The sequence below is a fragment of the Acinetobacter sp. ANC_7503 genome, assembly GCF_056780035.1.
In genome coordinates, this window is record NZ_JBWYJA010000017.1 from 12,921 (window position 1) to 30,082 (window position 17,162).

Annotated in this window: 15 protein-coding genes and 1 pseudogene; 10 read left to right on the plus strand and 6 right to left on the minus strand. The window is 38.5% G+C overall.

Annotation, left to right across the window (positions count from 1 at the left end; translation table 11 throughout):
• The first annotated feature begins 11 nt into the window (after nucleotides 1–11).
• The 4 genes from guaD to AC1M9M_RS14235 all read left to right on the plus strand — a co-directional run bounded on the left by guaD (nucleotide 12) and on the right by AC1M9M_RS14235 (nucleotide 2,505).
• On the plus strand, nucleotides 12–1,343 hold the full coding sequence (guaD, locus tag AC1M9M_RS14220; RefSeq protein WP_092768725.1) for a guanine deaminase: 1,332 nt from the start codon (nucleotides 12–14) through the stop codon (nucleotides 1,341–1,343).
• Nucleotides 1,309–1,440, plus strand: coding sequence for a hypothetical protein (locus AC1M9M_RS14225; RefSeq protein WP_257219949.1), 132 nt, complete (start codon nucleotides 1,309–1,311; stop codon nucleotides 1,438–1,440). Before guaD ends, AC1M9M_RS14225 begins: the two co-directional genes overlap by 35 nt.
• Before the next feature lie 136 nt (nucleotides 1,441–1,576).
• Nucleotides 1,577–2,104 carry a hypoxanthine phosphoribosyltransferase gene (gene hpt, locus AC1M9M_RS14230; protein ID WP_035268589.1) on the plus strand — a complete coding sequence of 176 codons (528 nt, stop codon included), beginning with the start codon at nucleotides 1,577–1,579 and terminating at the stop codon, nucleotides 2,102–2,104.
• A gap of 149 nt (nucleotides 2,105–2,253) precedes the next feature.
• Nucleotides 2,254–2,505 (plus strand): GlsB/YeaQ/YmgE family stress response membrane protein, encoded by a 252-nt coding sequence (locus AC1M9M_RS14235; RefSeq protein WP_481596654.1) that lies wholly within the window; start codon nucleotides 2,254–2,256, stop codon nucleotides 2,503–2,505.
• A gap of 51 nt (nucleotides 2,506–2,556) precedes the next feature.
• Here the strand turns inward: AC1M9M_RS14235 and AC1M9M_RS14240 are convergent, their stop codons facing one another.
• Complete coding sequence (locus tag AC1M9M_RS14240) at nucleotides 2,557–3,258, minus strand: DsbC family protein (RefSeq protein WP_481596655.1); 702 nt, start codon at nucleotides 3,256–3,258, stop codon at nucleotides 2,557–2,559.
• Nucleotides 3,259–3,475: 217 nt separating this feature from the next.
• On the opposite strand from AC1M9M_RS14240, the gene AC1M9M_RS14245 reads away from it, so the two are divergent.
• Nucleotides 3,476–4,669, plus strand: a complete 1,194-nt coding sequence (locus AC1M9M_RS14245) for an MFS transporter (RefSeq protein ID WP_481596656.1) — start codon at nucleotides 3,476–3,478, stop codon at nucleotides 4,667–4,669.
• A 47-nt stretch (nucleotides 4,670–4,716) separates the two neighbouring features.
• On the opposite strand, the gene mnmE is transcribed toward AC1M9M_RS14245, so the two are convergent.
• From mnmE to rpmH, 5 genes and pseudogenes are all read right to left on the minus strand, one after another.
• Nucleotides 4,717–6,081, minus strand: a complete 1,365-nt coding sequence (gene mnmE, locus AC1M9M_RS14250) for a tRNA uridine-5-carboxymethylaminomethyl(34) synthesis GTPase MnmE (protein ID WP_481596657.1) — start codon at nucleotides 6,079–6,081, stop codon at nucleotides 4,717–4,719.
• 80 nt (nucleotides 6,082–6,161) lie between these two features.
• Complete coding sequence (yidC, locus tag AC1M9M_RS14255) at nucleotides 6,162–7,916, minus strand: membrane protein insertase YidC (protein ID WP_035268599.1); 1,755 nt, start codon at nucleotides 7,914–7,916, stop codon at nucleotides 6,162–6,164.
• Between the two features lie 5 nt (nucleotides 7,917–7,921).
• Nucleotides 7,922–8,243, minus strand: a pseudogene (gene yidD / locus AC1M9M_RS14260) (membrane protein insertion efficiency factor YidD).
• 9 nt (nucleotides 8,244–8,252) lie between these two features.
• Nucleotides 8,253–8,645 (minus strand): ribonuclease P protein component, encoded by a 393-nt coding sequence (gene rnpA / locus AC1M9M_RS14265; RefSeq protein ID WP_035268604.1) that lies wholly within the window; start codon nucleotides 8,643–8,645, stop codon nucleotides 8,253–8,255.
• A gap of 32 nt (nucleotides 8,646–8,677) precedes the next feature.
• A complete protein-coding gene (gene rpmH, locus AC1M9M_RS14270; protein ID WP_000831329.1) occupies nucleotides 8,678–8,812 on the minus strand; it encodes a 50S ribosomal protein L34 in 135 nt (44 codons plus the stop codon).
• A gap of 644 nt (nucleotides 8,813–9,456) precedes the next feature.
• Here rpmH and dnaA point away from each other — a divergent pair.
• The 5 genes from dnaA to AC1M9M_RS14295 all read left to right on the plus strand — a co-directional run bounded on the left by dnaA (nucleotide 9,457) and on the right by AC1M9M_RS14295 (nucleotide 17,049).
• Nucleotides 9,457–10,842 carry a chromosomal replication initiator protein DnaA gene (gene dnaA, locus AC1M9M_RS14275; RefSeq protein WP_481596658.1) on the plus strand — a complete coding sequence of 462 codons (1,386 nt, stop codon included), beginning with the start codon at nucleotides 9,457–9,459 and terminating at the stop codon, nucleotides 10,840–10,842.
• A gap of 106 nt (nucleotides 10,843–10,948) precedes the next feature.
• The gene (dnaN, locus tag AC1M9M_RS14280; protein WP_035268609.1) at nucleotides 10,949–12,097 is read left to right on the plus strand and encodes a DNA polymerase III subunit beta; all 1,149 of its coding nucleotides are present in this window, start codon (nucleotides 10,949–10,951) and stop codon (nucleotides 12,095–12,097) included.
• Between the two features lie 29 nt (nucleotides 12,098–12,126).
• A complete protein-coding gene (recF, locus tag AC1M9M_RS14285; RefSeq protein WP_035268612.1) occupies nucleotides 12,127–13,209 on the plus strand; it encodes a DNA replication/repair protein RecF in 1,083 nt (360 codons plus the stop codon).
• Between the two features lie 55 nt (nucleotides 13,210–13,264).
• Nucleotides 13,265–15,733, plus strand: coding sequence for a DNA topoisomerase (ATP-hydrolyzing) subunit B (gyrB, locus tag AC1M9M_RS14290; RefSeq protein ID WP_035268615.1), 2,469 nt, complete (start codon nucleotides 13,265–13,267; stop codon nucleotides 15,731–15,733).
• 308 nt (nucleotides 15,734–16,041) lie between these two features.
• Nucleotides 16,042–17,049 carry a putative solute-binding protein gene (locus tag AC1M9M_RS14295; protein WP_481589590.1) on the plus strand — a complete coding sequence of 336 codons (1,008 nt, stop codon included), beginning with the start codon at nucleotides 16,042–16,044 and terminating at the stop codon, nucleotides 17,047–17,049.
• The last annotated feature ends 113 nt before the right edge of the window (nucleotides 17,050–17,162 follow it).

Sequence of the window (17,162 nt, forward strand, 5' to 3'; positions counted from 1 at the left end):
GTAGGTTTTAAATGTCTTCTGTAGTTGCATCGACGGCGATTCGCGGTCGCTTCCTAGATATTCAGAATACAGTTGCCCAAGCGCGTGAAATTCACGACCAAGTGCGTTACGTAGAAGATGGTTTATTGATTACTCAAGCGGGTAAAATTCAATGGTTTGGTCGTTGGGAAGATGGGCAACAACAGCTCCGTCAGCTTGAATCCTCTATTCAAGTTGAGCATTACCCAGATCAATTGATTGTTCCTGGTTTTATCGATACGCATATTCACTTTCCTCAAACTGAAATGGTAGGTGCGTATGGCGAACAATTACTCGAATGGCTGAACACTTATACCTTTCCTACAGAAATCCAATTTCAAGACAAAGCTTATGCAGACCAAATTGCACACTTTTTTGTCAATGAGCTGCTGAAAAATGGCACAACGACTGCATTGGTTTTTTGTACAGTTCATAAAGAATCTGTTGATGCACTATTTGAAGCGGCAGAACAATACCAGATGCGTTTGATTGCAGGCAAAGTATTGATGGATCGTCATGCACCTGAAGCACTGACAGACACCGCTGAAAATGCTTATACAGATAGCAAAGAATTGATTGAGAAATGGCATGGTAAAGGTCGAAACCTTTATGCCATTACGCCTCGCTTTGCGCCTACCTCTACACCAGAACAATTAAAAAGAGCAGGGCAGTTAAAAACTGAATATCCTGATGTATATATTCATACTCATTTGAGTGAAAACACCAATGAAATCGCTTGGGTGAAAGAGCTTTTTCCTGAGCAAAATGGCTATTTAGATGTGTATCACCACTATGGATTAACAGGCAATAAATCTGTTTTCGCTCACTGTGTTCATTTAGAAGAGCATGAATGGGATTGTATGCATCAAACAAACTCTGCAATCGCCTTCTGCCCGACTTCAAACCTCTTTCTAGGAAGTGGATTGTTTCCATTGAAAAAAACCTGGGATAAACAAGTTAAAGTCGGTCTTGGCACAGACATCGGTGCGGGGACTTCATTTAATCAGCTTCAGACGTTGAATGAAGCCTATAAAGTTCAACAACTCCAAGGCGACAAATTATCTGCATTTGAATCGCTTTATCATGCGACCCTAGGTGGAGCAAAAGCATTAGCGCTCGAGGATAAACTTGGTAACTTTAATATTGGAAAAGAAGCGGATTTTGTTGTATTAAATTTGAATGCCACTGCATTACAAACATTAAGACAACAACGCGCTAAAAATATTGAAGATGCACTTTTCGCATTGTTTACCATGGGTGATGATCGAAATATTGAGGCGACTTATATTTATGGACAAAAAGCATATCAACAATCAGCATCCTAATGCTCAGACTCAACCACAACACCCAATTAAAAAATATGTGTTAATTGGTGCTGTATTCTTAGTTTGTGCTGTCGTACTAAAACGCGATGCGCATTAATAAACCATTAGTTTACATTTCGTTTTTTTAAAAAGGGTGCAACATTCTGGGATATGTTTTAAAATCGAAGCATATTTCAGGTGTTGCAGGTCAACACCTTTTTTAATTTTAGAATTGTTGTTTTAGGTATCTACCCATGACCATTGACATGAAAGTGTTGATTTCCGCTGAAGAAATTCAAGCGAAAGTTAATGAACTTGGTAATCAAATTAATGCTCACTATGCAAATAGTGATCGAGAATTGGTTCTTGTAGGCTTACTTCGCGGTTCAGTGATTTTCATGGCAGACCTATGCCGCACCATTGAAAAACCACACGAACTCGACTTTATGACAGTTTCAAGTTACGGCAGTGGAACGACTTCTAGTCGTGATGTTAAAATTCTAAAAGACCTTGATGGTGAAATTCGTGGTAAAGATGTTCTTGTCGTAGAGGACATCATCGATTCAGGCAATACGCTGAGTAAAGTGGTAGAAATCCTTGAAACTCGTGAGCCAAACTCTATCAAACTTTGCACGCTGATCAGTAAGCCTTCTCGAAGAGAAATCGACTTGGAAGTAGAGTTTCTAGGATTTGAAGTTGAAGATAAATTTATCGTAGGTTATGGACTAGATTACGATCAAAAATACCGTCATATTCCATTCATTGGTGAAATCGGTCTGTAATGTTTTTCAAGAAAGTGGCATATGCCACTTTCTTTATAAACAACAAAATAACAACAACATGTAGCGTGATTCTTCTTTTCAAACATCAATACATAATCAACTATATTTGAGCGACACAATAAAAATTCATGATAAAAAGGAGAACAAGTATGTTTTCACTTATTGGAGCTATTCTTATCGGTTTTTTAGCAGGTTTAATTGCTCGCGCAATTCATCCTGGTGACGATAAAGCAGGTTTCATTGTCACGACGTTATTAGGTATTGCTGGTTCATTACTTGCTACATATGGTGGACGCCTTCTTAATATTTATCCCGAAGGTTCATCGGCAGGTTTTATTGCTTCAGTCATAGGCGCAATTATCGTTCTGTTTATTTATAACCTCGTTACCAAAAAATCTTAATCAAAAAAGCACCTTGTTAAGGTGCTTTTTTTCATTTCTATGAACTAGATTTTATAAGTTCAGCTCTTTCCAAATTTTTTCAATTTCTGAAGCTGGATAAGCGCCTGTTACCTTAAATCCATTTTCAAAAATAATTGCTGGCGTTCCTTGAACACCTAGACGACGTCCAAGTTCCAAATTTCGTTCAATAGGGTTTGAACAATCAGCTTGGGCTGTTGGTTGTTGATTCTTTTGTAAAAGAGCATTCCATGCAAACTCACGGTTTGCGGAGCACCAAACTTGTTTAGAGGGCTGGATCGATTGAGATTTAATTGGATACATAAACGTATAAATTGTCACATCTTTTAACTGGCTTAAATTATTTTCAAGCGTCTTACAATATGGACAATTTGGGTCAGAAAAGATCGCGAGCTGACGCTTACCATTCCCCCTTACAGTCTTAATGGCATATTGAAGTGGAAGTTGTTTAAAGTCGACTGAATTATGTTTCAGCACCAAATCACGTGTTAGATTTTTTTGATCTTCGATACGAATCATTGATCCAAAGAATAAATGCTTAGCTTCTTCATCAATATAAATAATCTGATTGTCTAAAGATCCGCTATAGAGACCTTTCATCTCAGTTTTTTGTAAATTTTGAATATTCAATTTTGGGTGCTGCGTTTTAATTTTTTGCTGAAGCAATTCAATATTCGCAAAACTAGAACTTGTAGACAGTGCAAGTAAAGCACTGATTAAAATTTTTTTATACATAAGTTGAGCATATGTTTGATGGATATTATTGCTTATTCTAATCTTCTACTTTCTACAAAGATCAGTTTTTATGTAATTTTAAACCTCATAAATTGTTTCACGTGAAACCAAATATGACTGTTGAATTTTAACTGATTGAAGATAATTGACTCATGCTTAACAGTCGACATAGACTAATGAATCTTCGTATCAGCACTGCTGTTCTATAAGACAAATAATGAATGAAAACCAATCGTGGCGAGATTTTATTCTCGTAAGTATCGCACTCTGTATCGGCACCATTGGAACAGCGCTTGCTAGCCCACTTTATCCAATTTACCAAGAATTATGGGGGTTAAACCCGAGCGATATCACCTTTATTTTCGTTTCCTACATGCTAGGGTGCCTGACCACCTTACTGTTTTTGGGCAGAACCAGTAATACCATTGGTTATGTAAAAACTATGCAACTTGGGCTCATTTTTATCACCATTGGCTTGTTAATGTCTATCTTTGCGAGCGATGTCATGTCTCTCTCATGGGGAAGATTTATCATTGGTATCGCATCTGGATTGATGACAACATCTGCTCTTATTGGGCTTATTCAAACTGTTCCAATTTCCCATAAACAAATTGCACCACAATTAAGCTCAATCATTACTGCTGTTGGATTTGGTTTAGGTCCTTTATTTGGGGGATTTTTTGCTGAATTTTTTGCATATCCTTTGGTAATACCTTATGTACCCATTGTGATAGGTTCAATATTTTGCTTCTTTAGTCTAATTACACTCAAACCTATACCTTTTGATGTGCAAAAATTTAATTTTGCTCCCAAATTATTAACACCACAATCACATGATCGCACTCAATTTTTTATACTGAGCTTGACTGCATTTGCTGTTTTTGCAGGATTTAGTTTATACGCCTCACTATCTCCTTCATTTGTTAAAGACATTTTGCCTTGGCACGGTCCACTGATTAGTGGTTCTGCCATTACTGTCATTTTACTGATTTCAGCTGCGACACAATTTTTTTCAAGATCAATCAAACCGCAATCCAGCCTATTACTCGGTATCATGACTTGCTTCATGAGCGTGATCGCTTTATTCCTCTGTATGGAGTTTAAAATCAGCTGGTTATTCTTCCTAAGCGATGGTCTGTTTGGGATTGGACATGGCTTAGCTTTACTTGGGGCTTTCGGGCTTATTCATCACATGACCACACCTCACAATCGAGCCGCCGTCATGTCTACTTATCTCTTTATCGGCTATCTCGGAACAATTCTACCCATCCTAGCAGTAGGATATTTAGCTGACCATTTTGGGCTTACAAATGCAGTGATTTGGTTCTGTATTGCAATTTCAATTTTATTGATTGTTTTATTCATAAAGCAGATGAGGGTTAAGTCAAGCAAGTTACCTTTAGCCAATTAACCAAAAAGCCCATTACTGGGCTTTTTAAACCACAGATAAAAACTCGTTTACTTCCCGATACAGAAAGAGCCAAAGATTTTTCCGAGTAAATCATCCGCACTAAAATCACCAGTAATTTCACCTAATGCATTCTGTGCGAGACGTAACGATTCTGCGACAAGCTCTCCTGCATGGTAAACAACAAGTTGTTCACGAGCTTCCGCAAGATAAGATTGAGTGCGCTTCATTGCGTCTAGGTGGCGTGTTCTTGCGATAAAGGTATCTTCTTCAGGCTGAAAGCCTGCATGTGCTGTAATCGCATCTACAAGCGATTGAACACCCATTTCTTGCTTGGCTGAGACCGTAATGTGTCTAAAGCCTTGGAGATCAGCAACTTTAGCTTCACTATCTACTAAATCACATTTGTTAGCGATTAAAATTAAGCGTTTAGGATCGATATAATTAGCAAAGTAAGTATCTGCCAAATACATCGGATCTTCACCTTGACTCAAATCGTAAACCAAGAGTAGGAGATCAGCATTTTCTATTTCTTTAATCGCTCGACGAATACCTTCCTTCTCAACAATATCTCCCGTTTCACGCAGACCTGCTGTATCCGTCAGGGTAATTGGCAAACCATTTAGGCTTATTTTCTCATGTAGTACATCACGTGTAGTACCTGCTATGTCCGTTACAATCGCGCGTTCAACACCAGCCAATGCATTCAATAAGCTCGATTTACCTGCATTGGGTTTCCCTGCAATCACCACTTGTAAACCTTCACGCAGAAGTTGACCTTGGCGTGCTGATTGTTGTACTGCACCCACTGATGCTTGCACATCTTCCAATAACGCTAAAATTTTTCCATCTGCAAGAAAATCAATTTCCTCTTCCGGAAAATCAATCGCCGCCTCAACATGCAATCGCAAATGAATCAGTTTTTCTAATACTGTATTTACTTTGGCCGAAAATGCGCCTTGCAATGAACGTACTGCAGAACGAGCAGCTGCTTGTGAAGTAGCATCAATTAAATCAGCAATTGCTTCAGCTTGGACTAAATCCATTTTTCCATTTTCAAAAGCGCGCATTGAAAACTCACCCGCTTTTGCTGCAATTGCACCTAGCTCTAACAGTCGGCCCAATAATGTATTTTGAATCACTGGTCCACCATGACCTTGTAACTCAACTACATCTTCACCCGTAAATGAATTCGGATTTGGAAAACAAATGACCAACCCTTCATCCATGACTTGCCCATTCGCATCAAGAAATTGACGAAATGCAGCATAACGAGCAGGACCGAGTGCCTTACCAGTTAAAGCCTCTGCTATGGCATATGCCTTAGGACCAGACAGTCGAATTACACCTACACCTCCACGACCTGGCGGTGTTGCAATCGCAGCAATAGTGGTTTGATGTTGTAGGTTCGTCATTGAATTGATCTCAAAGCTAGGCAAAAAAAATCCGCCTAAGGATATCACCTTAAGCGGATCGATTCAGCTACTAACAAAACTTAGTTCGTAGATGCTGTATCTTCTTTTGCTAAGCGAGCTTTCTCAACACTCTTATTGATCAGACCTTGCTGAAGAATCGTGATCAAGTTGTTGACAATCCAGTAAAGCACAAGACCAGCAGGGAAGAACAATAAGAACACCGTGAAAATAATCGGCATAAACTTAAAGACTTTTGCTTGCATTGGATCTGTCGGCTGTGGGTTCAACATTTGTTGAACATACATCGTCACCCCCATCAACAATGGTAGGATAAACCATGGGTCCATTGCAGATAAATCTTGAATCCAACCTAACCAAGGAGCGTGGCGTAACTCAACAGACTCCATGAGCACCCAATACAAAGCCAAGAAAATTGGCATTTGAAGAAGTAAAGGTAAACAGCCAGATAATGGATTGACTTGTTCACGCTTATAAAGTGCCATCATTTCTTGTGAGAAACGCATACGGTCTTCGCCAAACTCTTCTTTCATGCGTTGCATTTCTGGTGCAATCACACGCATTTTCGCCATAGAGCGATAGCTCTTAGATGAAAGAGGCCAAAGAATAAGTTTCACAAGAATTGTCAACAGAATAATTGACCAACCCCAGTTTCCAACAATGCCGTGGAAGAATTGCAAACCTAAGAATAGCAATTTCGCAATTGGCCATAACCAACCATAATCAACCGTTTGATTTAAACCAGTTGCCAAGTCTTTTAATTCAGATTGAATTTTTGGACCTGAGTAGAATGTTGCATCAACAGTCATTGTTTTGCCAGCTGGTACATTAATGGTAGGCGAAGTAAAGCCAATGATATTCATACCATCAGCAGATTTACGTGACTCCATTTTTGCAGAATACGGCTGGTTACCGAAGTTACCAGGCACCCAAGCACTTACAAAGTAATGCTGAACCATTGCAACCCAACCACCTTGAGCCTCAACACTTAACTTTTCTTCATTAAAATTATCAAATTTTAATTTGTTATAGTGCTCATCAGGTGTACCCCAAGCACCACCTAAATAAGTGCCCAGCGTAAAGATTCCTTGATCAGTTTTACCTGGATCTTCAGAGTTGTCACGTTTGATCTGACCAAACATTTGACCTTGCCAGTTTTGCTGACTACGGTTAATCACTTGATAACTTACGTTAACTGGATATGCACCTTCTTGGAAAGTGAACGTTTTGATGATTTCAACACCATCAGCCGTTTTTAATACCATTGGTACTTTTAACACTTTCTCAGCTTCACCATCTTTATTGGTGGTTGCTTGAGCATCAGCTAAAGTATAAGTCGACTTTTCAAACTCAAATGTTGGACGTCCACTACGGCTACTGTCAGGTCCATTTAAACCAATTAAACCTGATTGAGCGACATAAGTACGTTTCTCATCATTTTCAAGCATAACGAACGGTTGTTCACTATTTTTACTTTTATCATGATTGAGTAGTTCAACACGGACAATGTCCCCACCTTTAGGGTTAATCCAAAGATGATATAAATCAGTTTGAACAGCAACTAATTGTTGATTTGCTGTTGCAGGTGTAGTTGTGTCTTGTTGTTCAGCTGCAATATTTGCTTGCGGTATATCAGTTAAACCCGCTGTCGTTTGGCTCGTTGGCAGATCAGCAGAAACATCTTGGGCAACGACGGCAGCAGGTGCTGTCGCAGCAGTTGTTTCAGTTTGACCATAGTCTTTTTGCCAAGCAAGAATAAGCAAATATGCGGTGACAAACATGGCCCCGAGAATTGCAAACCTGGCCCATTGTTGCATATCGATTACCCCAATTGGTTAGAGTGATTTTTGGTTCAATAAACGCTCACGCAAGGGTACAGTAACGTGAGTCATTTGAGAATCTATTTGCTGAAATGAAATAAAACGAATTGCTTTTTTGGGAACAGGATCATATCCACTTCCACCCCACGGATGGCAACGACAAATCCGTCGCGTTGCATACCAGACACCTTTAATCGGGCCATGTATATGAATAGCTTCTAACGAGTATTGAGAACAAGTTGGGAAATAACGGCAACGAGGTCCAAGGAGCGGACTAATCGCAATTTGATAGAAACGAATCAACCAATGCAATATACGGACCATTGGCCACCTCTAACTTTGAGGAGAGGGAACTGATATTTTATGATGTTTTTTTACAAGACGCTGTAGCTTCTGCCATGCAAATTGTAATTGCTTATGCAATTCAGCATTCGGAATCGACTCAATACCTACCTTAGGCATGACCACAATATCCAACAAATCTATATCTTGCTGATTTAAGCGAAAACTTTCGCGAGCAATACGTTTTATTCGATTTCTTTCATGTGCACGGCGCACTTTCTTTTTAGCAACAACAATACCTAAACGGCTTTTAGGCTGTTTAGTTGGTGTAGCCAAAAATAAGAAATGGGGTTGATGCACTTTAAAAAGCGCACCATCAAATACACCTTTGTAATCTGCAGCACAGCGGATTCTCACCTCTGGACTGAAACTATAAAGTGTCATAACACCCAAATCGTCGATAAACTAAACTGGTATTAAACAGTTAAGCTGTGACGACCTTTTGCACGACGACGAGCTAATACTTGACGGCCAGCTTTAGTCGCCATACGAGCACGGAAACCATGAACGCGTTTACGCTTTAATTCAGATGGTTGGAAAGTACGTTTCATATCGAAACTCCAAAGTTGGTGTTCTATAAAGGTTCGCGATTGTATTGTGCATTGTTTGTTCTGTCAATATTAAACAGTATTGTGTAACACTTTTGATGAAAGTTGCTTGAGTCTGAGAAAGATACAAATTTGTTAAACAATCTATTTATACACAAAATAAATATATGTTTTTATTATAGTATTTAAGTTAACCACAGAAATATCCATAAACTTATGCACAAGATGAAATTTAATTATGGCTGATTTTTAAATTTGAATTTAAATTTAAACACAAGGAATGATTATCCACAGAAAACCGAATCTTATTAAATAAATTCAAATTTATAAATTTAAATTTATTATTATTAGGGTTGTAATTTTCTATGGATAAGGCATTATTTTTTTTTAAATATAAGTACTTAGATTGTTGATAACTATGTTTTCATATTTTTTATATATTGTGGATAAGTTATTGCTTTTATTTATCCACAGTTTGTGGAAAACCTTATCCACACCCTGTTTTAAATTTAAATTTAGACTTTTAAATTTGATTATTTGTGTTTAAAGTTCAAAATTACTCATGACATATGTGGATAACTTGGGTATGATTGCCTGCCCAATCTCATGGGGTTGTTTTTAAATTTAAATGGAATGAGGGGTTTCACATGCTGTGGACAGACTGCTTAAATCGCTTGCGACAAGAGCTCTCAGATAATGTCTTTGCAATGTGGATACGTCCATTGGTTGCCGAAGAGGTAGATGGTGTTTTAAAGCTTTATGCACCTAATCCTTACTGGACACGCTATATTCAAGAACATCATTTAGAATTAATTAGCATTCTTGCAGAACAAATGTCTGAAGGACGTGTTTGTAAAGTTGAAATTTTAGTCGACTCACGACCAGGCGCGATTTTATCTGCTTCAGAGCAACCTGCGACAACAACTGCAGCGCTTGAGTCTTCAGCAGCAGCACCTGTAGTCAGAGCAAAAAAAGAATGCAATGAGCAGCAAAATACAAAAACATCAAAAAAACGATTATTAAATCCGCTGTTTAATTTTGCATTGTTCGTCGAAGGGCGTTCAAATCAGATGGCGGCAGAAACCTGCCGTAAAGTGTTAACTCAGTTAGGCGAACCTCAACATAACCCGTTATTTTTATACGGTCCGACTGGTTTAGGTAAGACCCACTTGATGCAAGCAGTGGGTAATGCTTTATTACAAGCTAAACCAAATGCTCGTGTGATGTACATGACTGCTGAAAGTTTTGTTCAGGATTTTGTGAGTTCACTTCAACAAGGTAAAGTCGAAGAATTTAAAAAAAATTGCCGTTCACTGGACTTACTTTTAGTGGATGATATCCATTTACTTGCAGGTAAAGAAGCCAGCTTAGTTGAGTTTTTTTACACGTTTAATGCCTTATTAGATGAATCTAAACAAATTATTTTGACCTCAGATCGCTATCCTAAAGAGTTGACCGAGTTAGATCCTCGTTTGGTATCTCGCTTTTCATGGGGATTATCGGTAGGGGTAGAACCGCCTGATATTGAAACTCGAATTGAGATTTTACTTAAAAAAGCTGAAAGTAATGGTATCGATTTGCCTCGTAACTGTGCGCTCTTTATTGCACAGCAAGTTGTGGCAAACGTACGTGAACTTGAGGGTGCATTAAATAAAGTCGTCGCGATTTCTCGTTTTAAAGGGACACCAATCGACTTAGATGTGGTGCGAGAATCACTGAAAGATGTTCTTGCGATTCGTGCTCGTACTATTAGCACCGAAAATATTCAGCGTGTAGTCAGTGAATATTTTCGTATCCCATTGAAAGAGTTGGTTGGACCTAAACGAACTCGTATTTATGCTCGACCACGTCAATTAGCAATGGGGCTTGCGAGAGAATTAACGGGCGACAGTTTTCCTGAAATTGGCATGGCATTTGGTGGTCGTGATCACAGTACAGTCATGCATGCCTGTGAAAAAGTGCAAAGTTTGTGTGCTGAAGATCCCATCTTTAATGAAGATTACAAAAATTTAATGCGCTTATTACAAAGCTAAACCTGTTTAAATTCTATTCTTGCAATGCGGCATATTCTGCCGCATAGTACATGATTAAAAGTGTTTTAGTCTGTCGTCGATATACTGTTTTTAGAGGAAATCCATCGTGCGTTTGAAGATCGCGAAAGAAAGCTTACTCAATGTTTTGTCTCATGTTGTAGGTGCTGTAGAACGTCGCCATACGTTAAATATTCTTTCAAACGTCAAAGTTCAGGTTACTCAAGATGCACTGACGATTACAGGTTCCGATCTTGAAGTTGAACTTGTTGCGAGTACAACGCTTTTAGAGGGAGCATGTTTACAAGCAGGTCAAACCACAGTACCCGCACGTAAATTGATGGATATCTGTAAATCTTTACCGACAGCAGCACTGATTGATTTACAAATCACAGAAGACCAGCGTTGTATTTTGAAATCTGGTAATAGCCGCTTTGTATTAGGAACATTATCTGCTGAGGATTACCCTTTATTAACGACTGAAAATAGTCAAGGGACTCAAGTTCAGGTCACTGAACGTGAACTAAAACGTTTATTTGAAAAAACCTCTTTTGCGATGGCTGTTCAGGATGTCCGTTTTTATCTTACAGGTACTTTACTTGAAATTGATAAAAATCAGCTTCGTGCAGTGACGACAGATGGACATCGTCTTGCTCTTTGTGAAACATTGGCCAGTTCGAATGCTTCGCAGTTAGTGCAAGCAATTGTGCCTCGTAAAGCGGTCGGTGAATTACAGCGTCTATTGAGTATCGAAGATAATCAACTCTCGTTGTTAATTGGTCGTGAACTGCTGAATGTTACTTTGACAATTCCAAGCCGTGATAAAGAGCAGGGTGATATTACTGTTCGTATTACTACAAAATTAATTGATGGTAAATTCCCTGATTATCGACGTGTTATTCCTCGTGGCGGTGATAAAACAGTTACGATTGCACATGATATTTTCAAACAATCATTACAGCGAGTTGCTATTCTGAGTAACGAAAAATTACGTGGTGTATTTTTAAACTTCAATCCAGATTCACTGCAACTTCGTGCCAATAACCCTGAGCAAGATGAGGCAGTTGAAGATCTTGCGATTCAATACAATAATGCACCTATGGAAATGTCATTCAACGCACAATACATTTTGGATGTATTGAATGTGTTGGATGGTGATGATGTATTAATGACAATGACTGAGGCAAACCAATCTGTATTGGTTCAAGATCCTGCTCATCAAGATCAAACTTATGTCGTCATGCCGATGCGTGTTTAATGTTGTTTTTGATTTAGTTTAATCTGGTCATGTTCATTACGCGTTTAAATATCCAGCGTGTGAGAAATTTAAAAGCGGTTGCACTCCAAGAGTTGCAACCGTTTAATGTTTTTTATGGACAAAATGGTTCAGGAAAAACGTCTATATTAGAAGCAATTCACTTATTGGCCACTGGTCGATCTTTTCGTACACATATTCCTAAACATTACATTCAAAATCAAATGCAGGATGCGATTGTATTTGCACAGTCTGCTACTGAAAAGATTGGTATGCAAAAGCTCATTACAGGTGAGCAAAATATTAAAGTGAATGGGGATAGTATTGCCACGCAAGGACAGCTAGCCAAAATTTTACCATTACAGCTTATTGACCCTCTGAGTACAGATATTATTGATCACGGAGCTAAACCAAGACGACAATTGCTTGATTGGTTAATGTTTCACGTGGAACCAGATTTTTACTATGCATGGCAATTTTATTCTAGAGCATTAAAACAACGAAATAGCTTATTAAAATCAAAACGTAATCTGACGGTGCAAGATTTAGAAGCATGGAACAAAATGCTTAGTGAGTACGGTGAAATATTACATTTACAACGTCAGGCTATTGTTGAACAGTGGCAGATATTTTTTCAGCAAGATCTTAAAACACTATTACCAGATATCGAGATCCATATGGAGTATGCAGCAGGCTTTCATGTGGAACATGGCTTGGCTGAAGACTTGATTTTGTATCATCAAAAAGACTGCGAAAGACGCTATACAGAATATGGTCCACACCGTGCAGATTTAAAGTTAAAAACCCCAACAGGAGATGCAGATGCCGTACTGTCACGGGGGCAAAAAAAATTATTAATCATGGCTTTAAAATTGTCACAGATCGCAATGTTGCATGCGTCTAATAAGGAAACTGTGGTATTATTAGATGATGTGACAGCAGAATTAGATATAACCGCACAACAACGTTTAATTGAGCGATTGAGCCAACTTGGTAGTCAAGTTTTCATTACCACTTTAGACCATGAATCTGTACAAAAGCATTTACATGATTTGTCTATTTCCTATCAATTATTCAATGTTGAAAACGGTTCTGTTCAAGTTGTTGTGCAATAATTTTTTGAAGTTTTCTCCATCTTTGGATAGACCTTTTTTTCACTAGGGAGTAACCATGAGTTCAGAAGATCAAGCTGCTTCTCAAACAGAACAAACCATTGAAAAGGCTTATGATTCCTCTAGCATCAAGGTATTACGTGGTTTAGATGCAGTACGTAAGCGTCCAGGCATGTATATTGGTGATACGGATGATGGTACTGGTTTACACCATATGGTGTTTGAAGTGGTGGACAACTCGATTGATGAAGCCCTTGCTGGTCACTGTGATGAAATTCTGGTTACCATTCACGAAGACGAATCTGTTTCTGTCGCAGATAACGGTCGTGGTATTCCCACAGATATTCACCCTGAAGAAGGTGTATCTGCTGCTGAAGTCATCTTAACGATTCTTCATGCGGGTGGTAAGTTTGATGACAACAGCTATAAGGTTTCTGGTGGCTTACACGGTGTAGGTGTTTCAGTTGTAAACGCTTTGTCTAGTAAACTGGAACTCACAATTCATCGTGCTGGTAAAATTCATGAACAAGAATACCGCCATGGTGACCCTCAATACCCTTTAAAGGTGGTGGGCGATACAGATCGTTCAGGTACTCGTGTACGTTTTTATCCAAGTGCTGAAACATTCAGTCAGACCATTTTCAATGTCGATATTTTAGCTCGTCGTTTACGTGAACTGTCATTTTTAAATGCGGGCGTCCGAATTGTTCTACGTGACGAACGTGTTGGTTTAGAACATGTATTTGATTATGAGGGTGGTTTATCAGAATTCGTTAAATACATTAACGAAGGAAAAACGCATCTTAACGATATTTTTCACTTTACCACGCAAGCTGATAATGGCATTGGTGTTGAAGTTGCATTGCAATGGAATGATACGTACCAAGAAAACGTACGTTGCTTTACCAATAACATTCCTCAAAAAGATGGTGGTACTCACTTAGCTGGTTTCCGAGCTGCTTTAACTCGTGGCCTTAATAACTACATGGAAAACGAAAACTTACTCAAAAAAGAGAAGGTTGCAGTTTCTGGTGATGATGCACGTGAAGGTTTAACAGCAATTGTTTCAGTGAAAGTTCCTGATCCAAAATTCTCTTCTCAAACCAAAGAAAAATTGGTATCGAGCGAGGTAAAACCTGCTGTTGAACAAGCAATGAATAAAGCTTTTTCAGAGTATCTTCTTGAAAATCCAGCTGCAGCTAAATCAATTGCGGGTAAAATTATTGATGCCGCACGTGCACGCGATGCGGCGCGTAAAGCACGTGAAATGACTCGCCGTAAGAGTGCGCTTGATATAGCAGGTCTTCCTGGTAAATTGGCGGATTGCCAAGAAAAAGACCCAGCTTTATCTGAACTATATCTTGTCGAGGGTGATTCAGCAGGTGGTTCAGCGAAACAAGGTCGTAATCGTAAAATGCAAGCGATTTTACCACTTAAAGGTAAAATCCTAAATGTGGAACGTGCTCGATTTGACAAGATGATTTCTTCTGCTGAAGTTGGAACACTGATTACAGCATTAGGTTGTGGTATCGGTCGTGAAGAATATAATCCAGACAAATTACGTTACCACAAAATTATTATTATGACCGATGCGGACGTGGATGGTTCACATATTCGTACGCTGTTATTAACGTTCTTCTTCCGTCAAATGCCGGAATTAGTGGAACGTGGTCATATTTATATTGCTCAGCCACCACTTTATAAATTAAAGAAAGGTAAGCAAGAGCAGTATATTAAAGATAATGATGCGCTTGAAACATATTTAATTTCGAATGCAATTGATGAGTTGGCATTACATATCAGTGCTGACGCACCTGCAATTCGTGGTGAAGCGCTTGCAAAAGTCATTGCTGATTATCAGACATCACAAAAAAGCTTACAGCGATTAACGATTCGTTATCCTGCAACTTTATTGGATGCTTTACTTGGTTTAGATGCTTTTAAATTAGATCAAAATCAAGATGAAGCTTATGTGACGTCTTGGGCTGAGCAATTGCGTCAAGCAATTGAAACACAACAGCCAAGCTTAAGACCTGAATTCACGCTCGAAGCATTCGAAAAAGAACTCGCAGATGGTTCACGTGAAACACATTATTGGCCACGTTTAACAGTGTATGTACACAACCTTCCTCATCACTATTTATTAGATGCTGGTTTATTGGGTTCAGGTGAATATAAACGTTTACTTCAAAACTCAAAGAGTTGGTTTACGTTACTTGAAGACGGGGCTTATTTGCAAAAAGGTGAGCGTAAAGTCAATGTTGCTAACTTCCATCAAGTATGGCAACAAGTATTGGCAGATTCACGCCGTGGCATGATGATCCAACGCTATAAAGGCTTGGGCGAGATGAATGCAGAGCAGCTTTGGGAGACCACGATGGATCCTGAAAATCGTAATATGCTTCAAGTGACGATTGATGATGCAATTGAAGCAGATCGCATGTTCTCTTGTCTCATGGGTGATGATGTTGAACCACGTCGTGCATTTATTGAAGAGAATGCATTGAATGCAGATATTGATGCTTAATGCTATAAGTTAAAAAAAGCACTCTTAGGAGTGCTTTTTTTTGTATCAATCTTAAATCTTAAGTCGTTTTTTTGGAATTAATTTCAATAAAATGATGTGCTTTAAGTCACATATTTTATTTATTATATGAAATATAAAGATAATTAAATAAGCGTTTACGAAATTAATAAATAATTAAAAGTATAAAATTCAATAATTTATAATTAGATAATAAAAAATAGAGCAATAGCTCTATTTTTTTAAATAGAGAGTGATTAAAATTTTTGTCATGGAAAAGAATCCATTTAAATGCTTAAAAGGAACTAAGAATGAAAAAAACAACTCTGGCTTTATTGGCGGCTTCAACCATGGGTATGGTTTCAACTGCTCAAGCAAAGGTTGATGTGTGTGTATTTGATTTACTCGGTAAGTCTGGTGAATCGTTCCAAATGGCTCAGGAATGGGCATTGGCAGCAAAGGGTTGGGGGGCAGATATCAATCTGATTCCACGTCAAGATGAGGCTGTAGCCGATAATGATTTTAAAGCAGGTAAGTGTGATGCTGTTTTCTTAACAGCGATGCGTGCTCGTCAATATAACAAGTTTGTGGGTTCGATTGACTCTTTAGGTGGCGCACCATCAAATGCAATTGCACAACGTGCGATTACTTTTGCTTTAGACAAACGTAATGCTGCAAAGATGGTCACAAATCTCGGTGGGAAAAAATATGAAGTTGCTGGTATTGCACCACTAGGGGCAGCATATATTTTCGTGCGTGATAAAAAAATTGATTCAATCGAAAAAGCTGCAGGTAAGAAATTCGCAGTATTAAGCTATGACCCCGCACAAAAAATTATGGTGCAACGTGTCGGTGCTCAAGCAGTCGGATCTGATGTTTCAAACTTTGTTGCGAAGTTCAATAATGGTCAGGTGGATATGGTGGGTGCACCAGCATATGCCTATAAGCCTCTTGAAATTTATAAAGGTTTAGGTAGTACAGGGGCAATGTTTGATTTCCCTGTGGTACACATTACAGCAAACTTTGTGATGAAGCCTGAAAAATTCCCTGAAGGGTTTGGTCAAAAATCACGTGATTGGTTTGTTAAAAACTTGCCGAAAAGCTACGCAATGATCAAGCGTTTAGAGGGTGAAATTCCTGCTAAGTACAAAATGCAATTCTCAGCTGAAGAAAAGCTGAAATATCAAAAACTACTTCGTGATGGTCGTATGGATCTCACTAAACAAGGTATTTATGACAAAGAGATGATGTCTGTTCTTAAGAAAGCACGTTGCTCTGTCGATAAATCCAACTTCGAATGTTCACTTGGTGGTGAATAATTCTGATTTCTAAAGAAAAAATCCTAGACCTGGTCTAGGATTTTTTTTATTCATTTTATGTCATTTTCGCCAATGCACATTTATAAGAAAAAAGTATGCTTTAATCACAATAA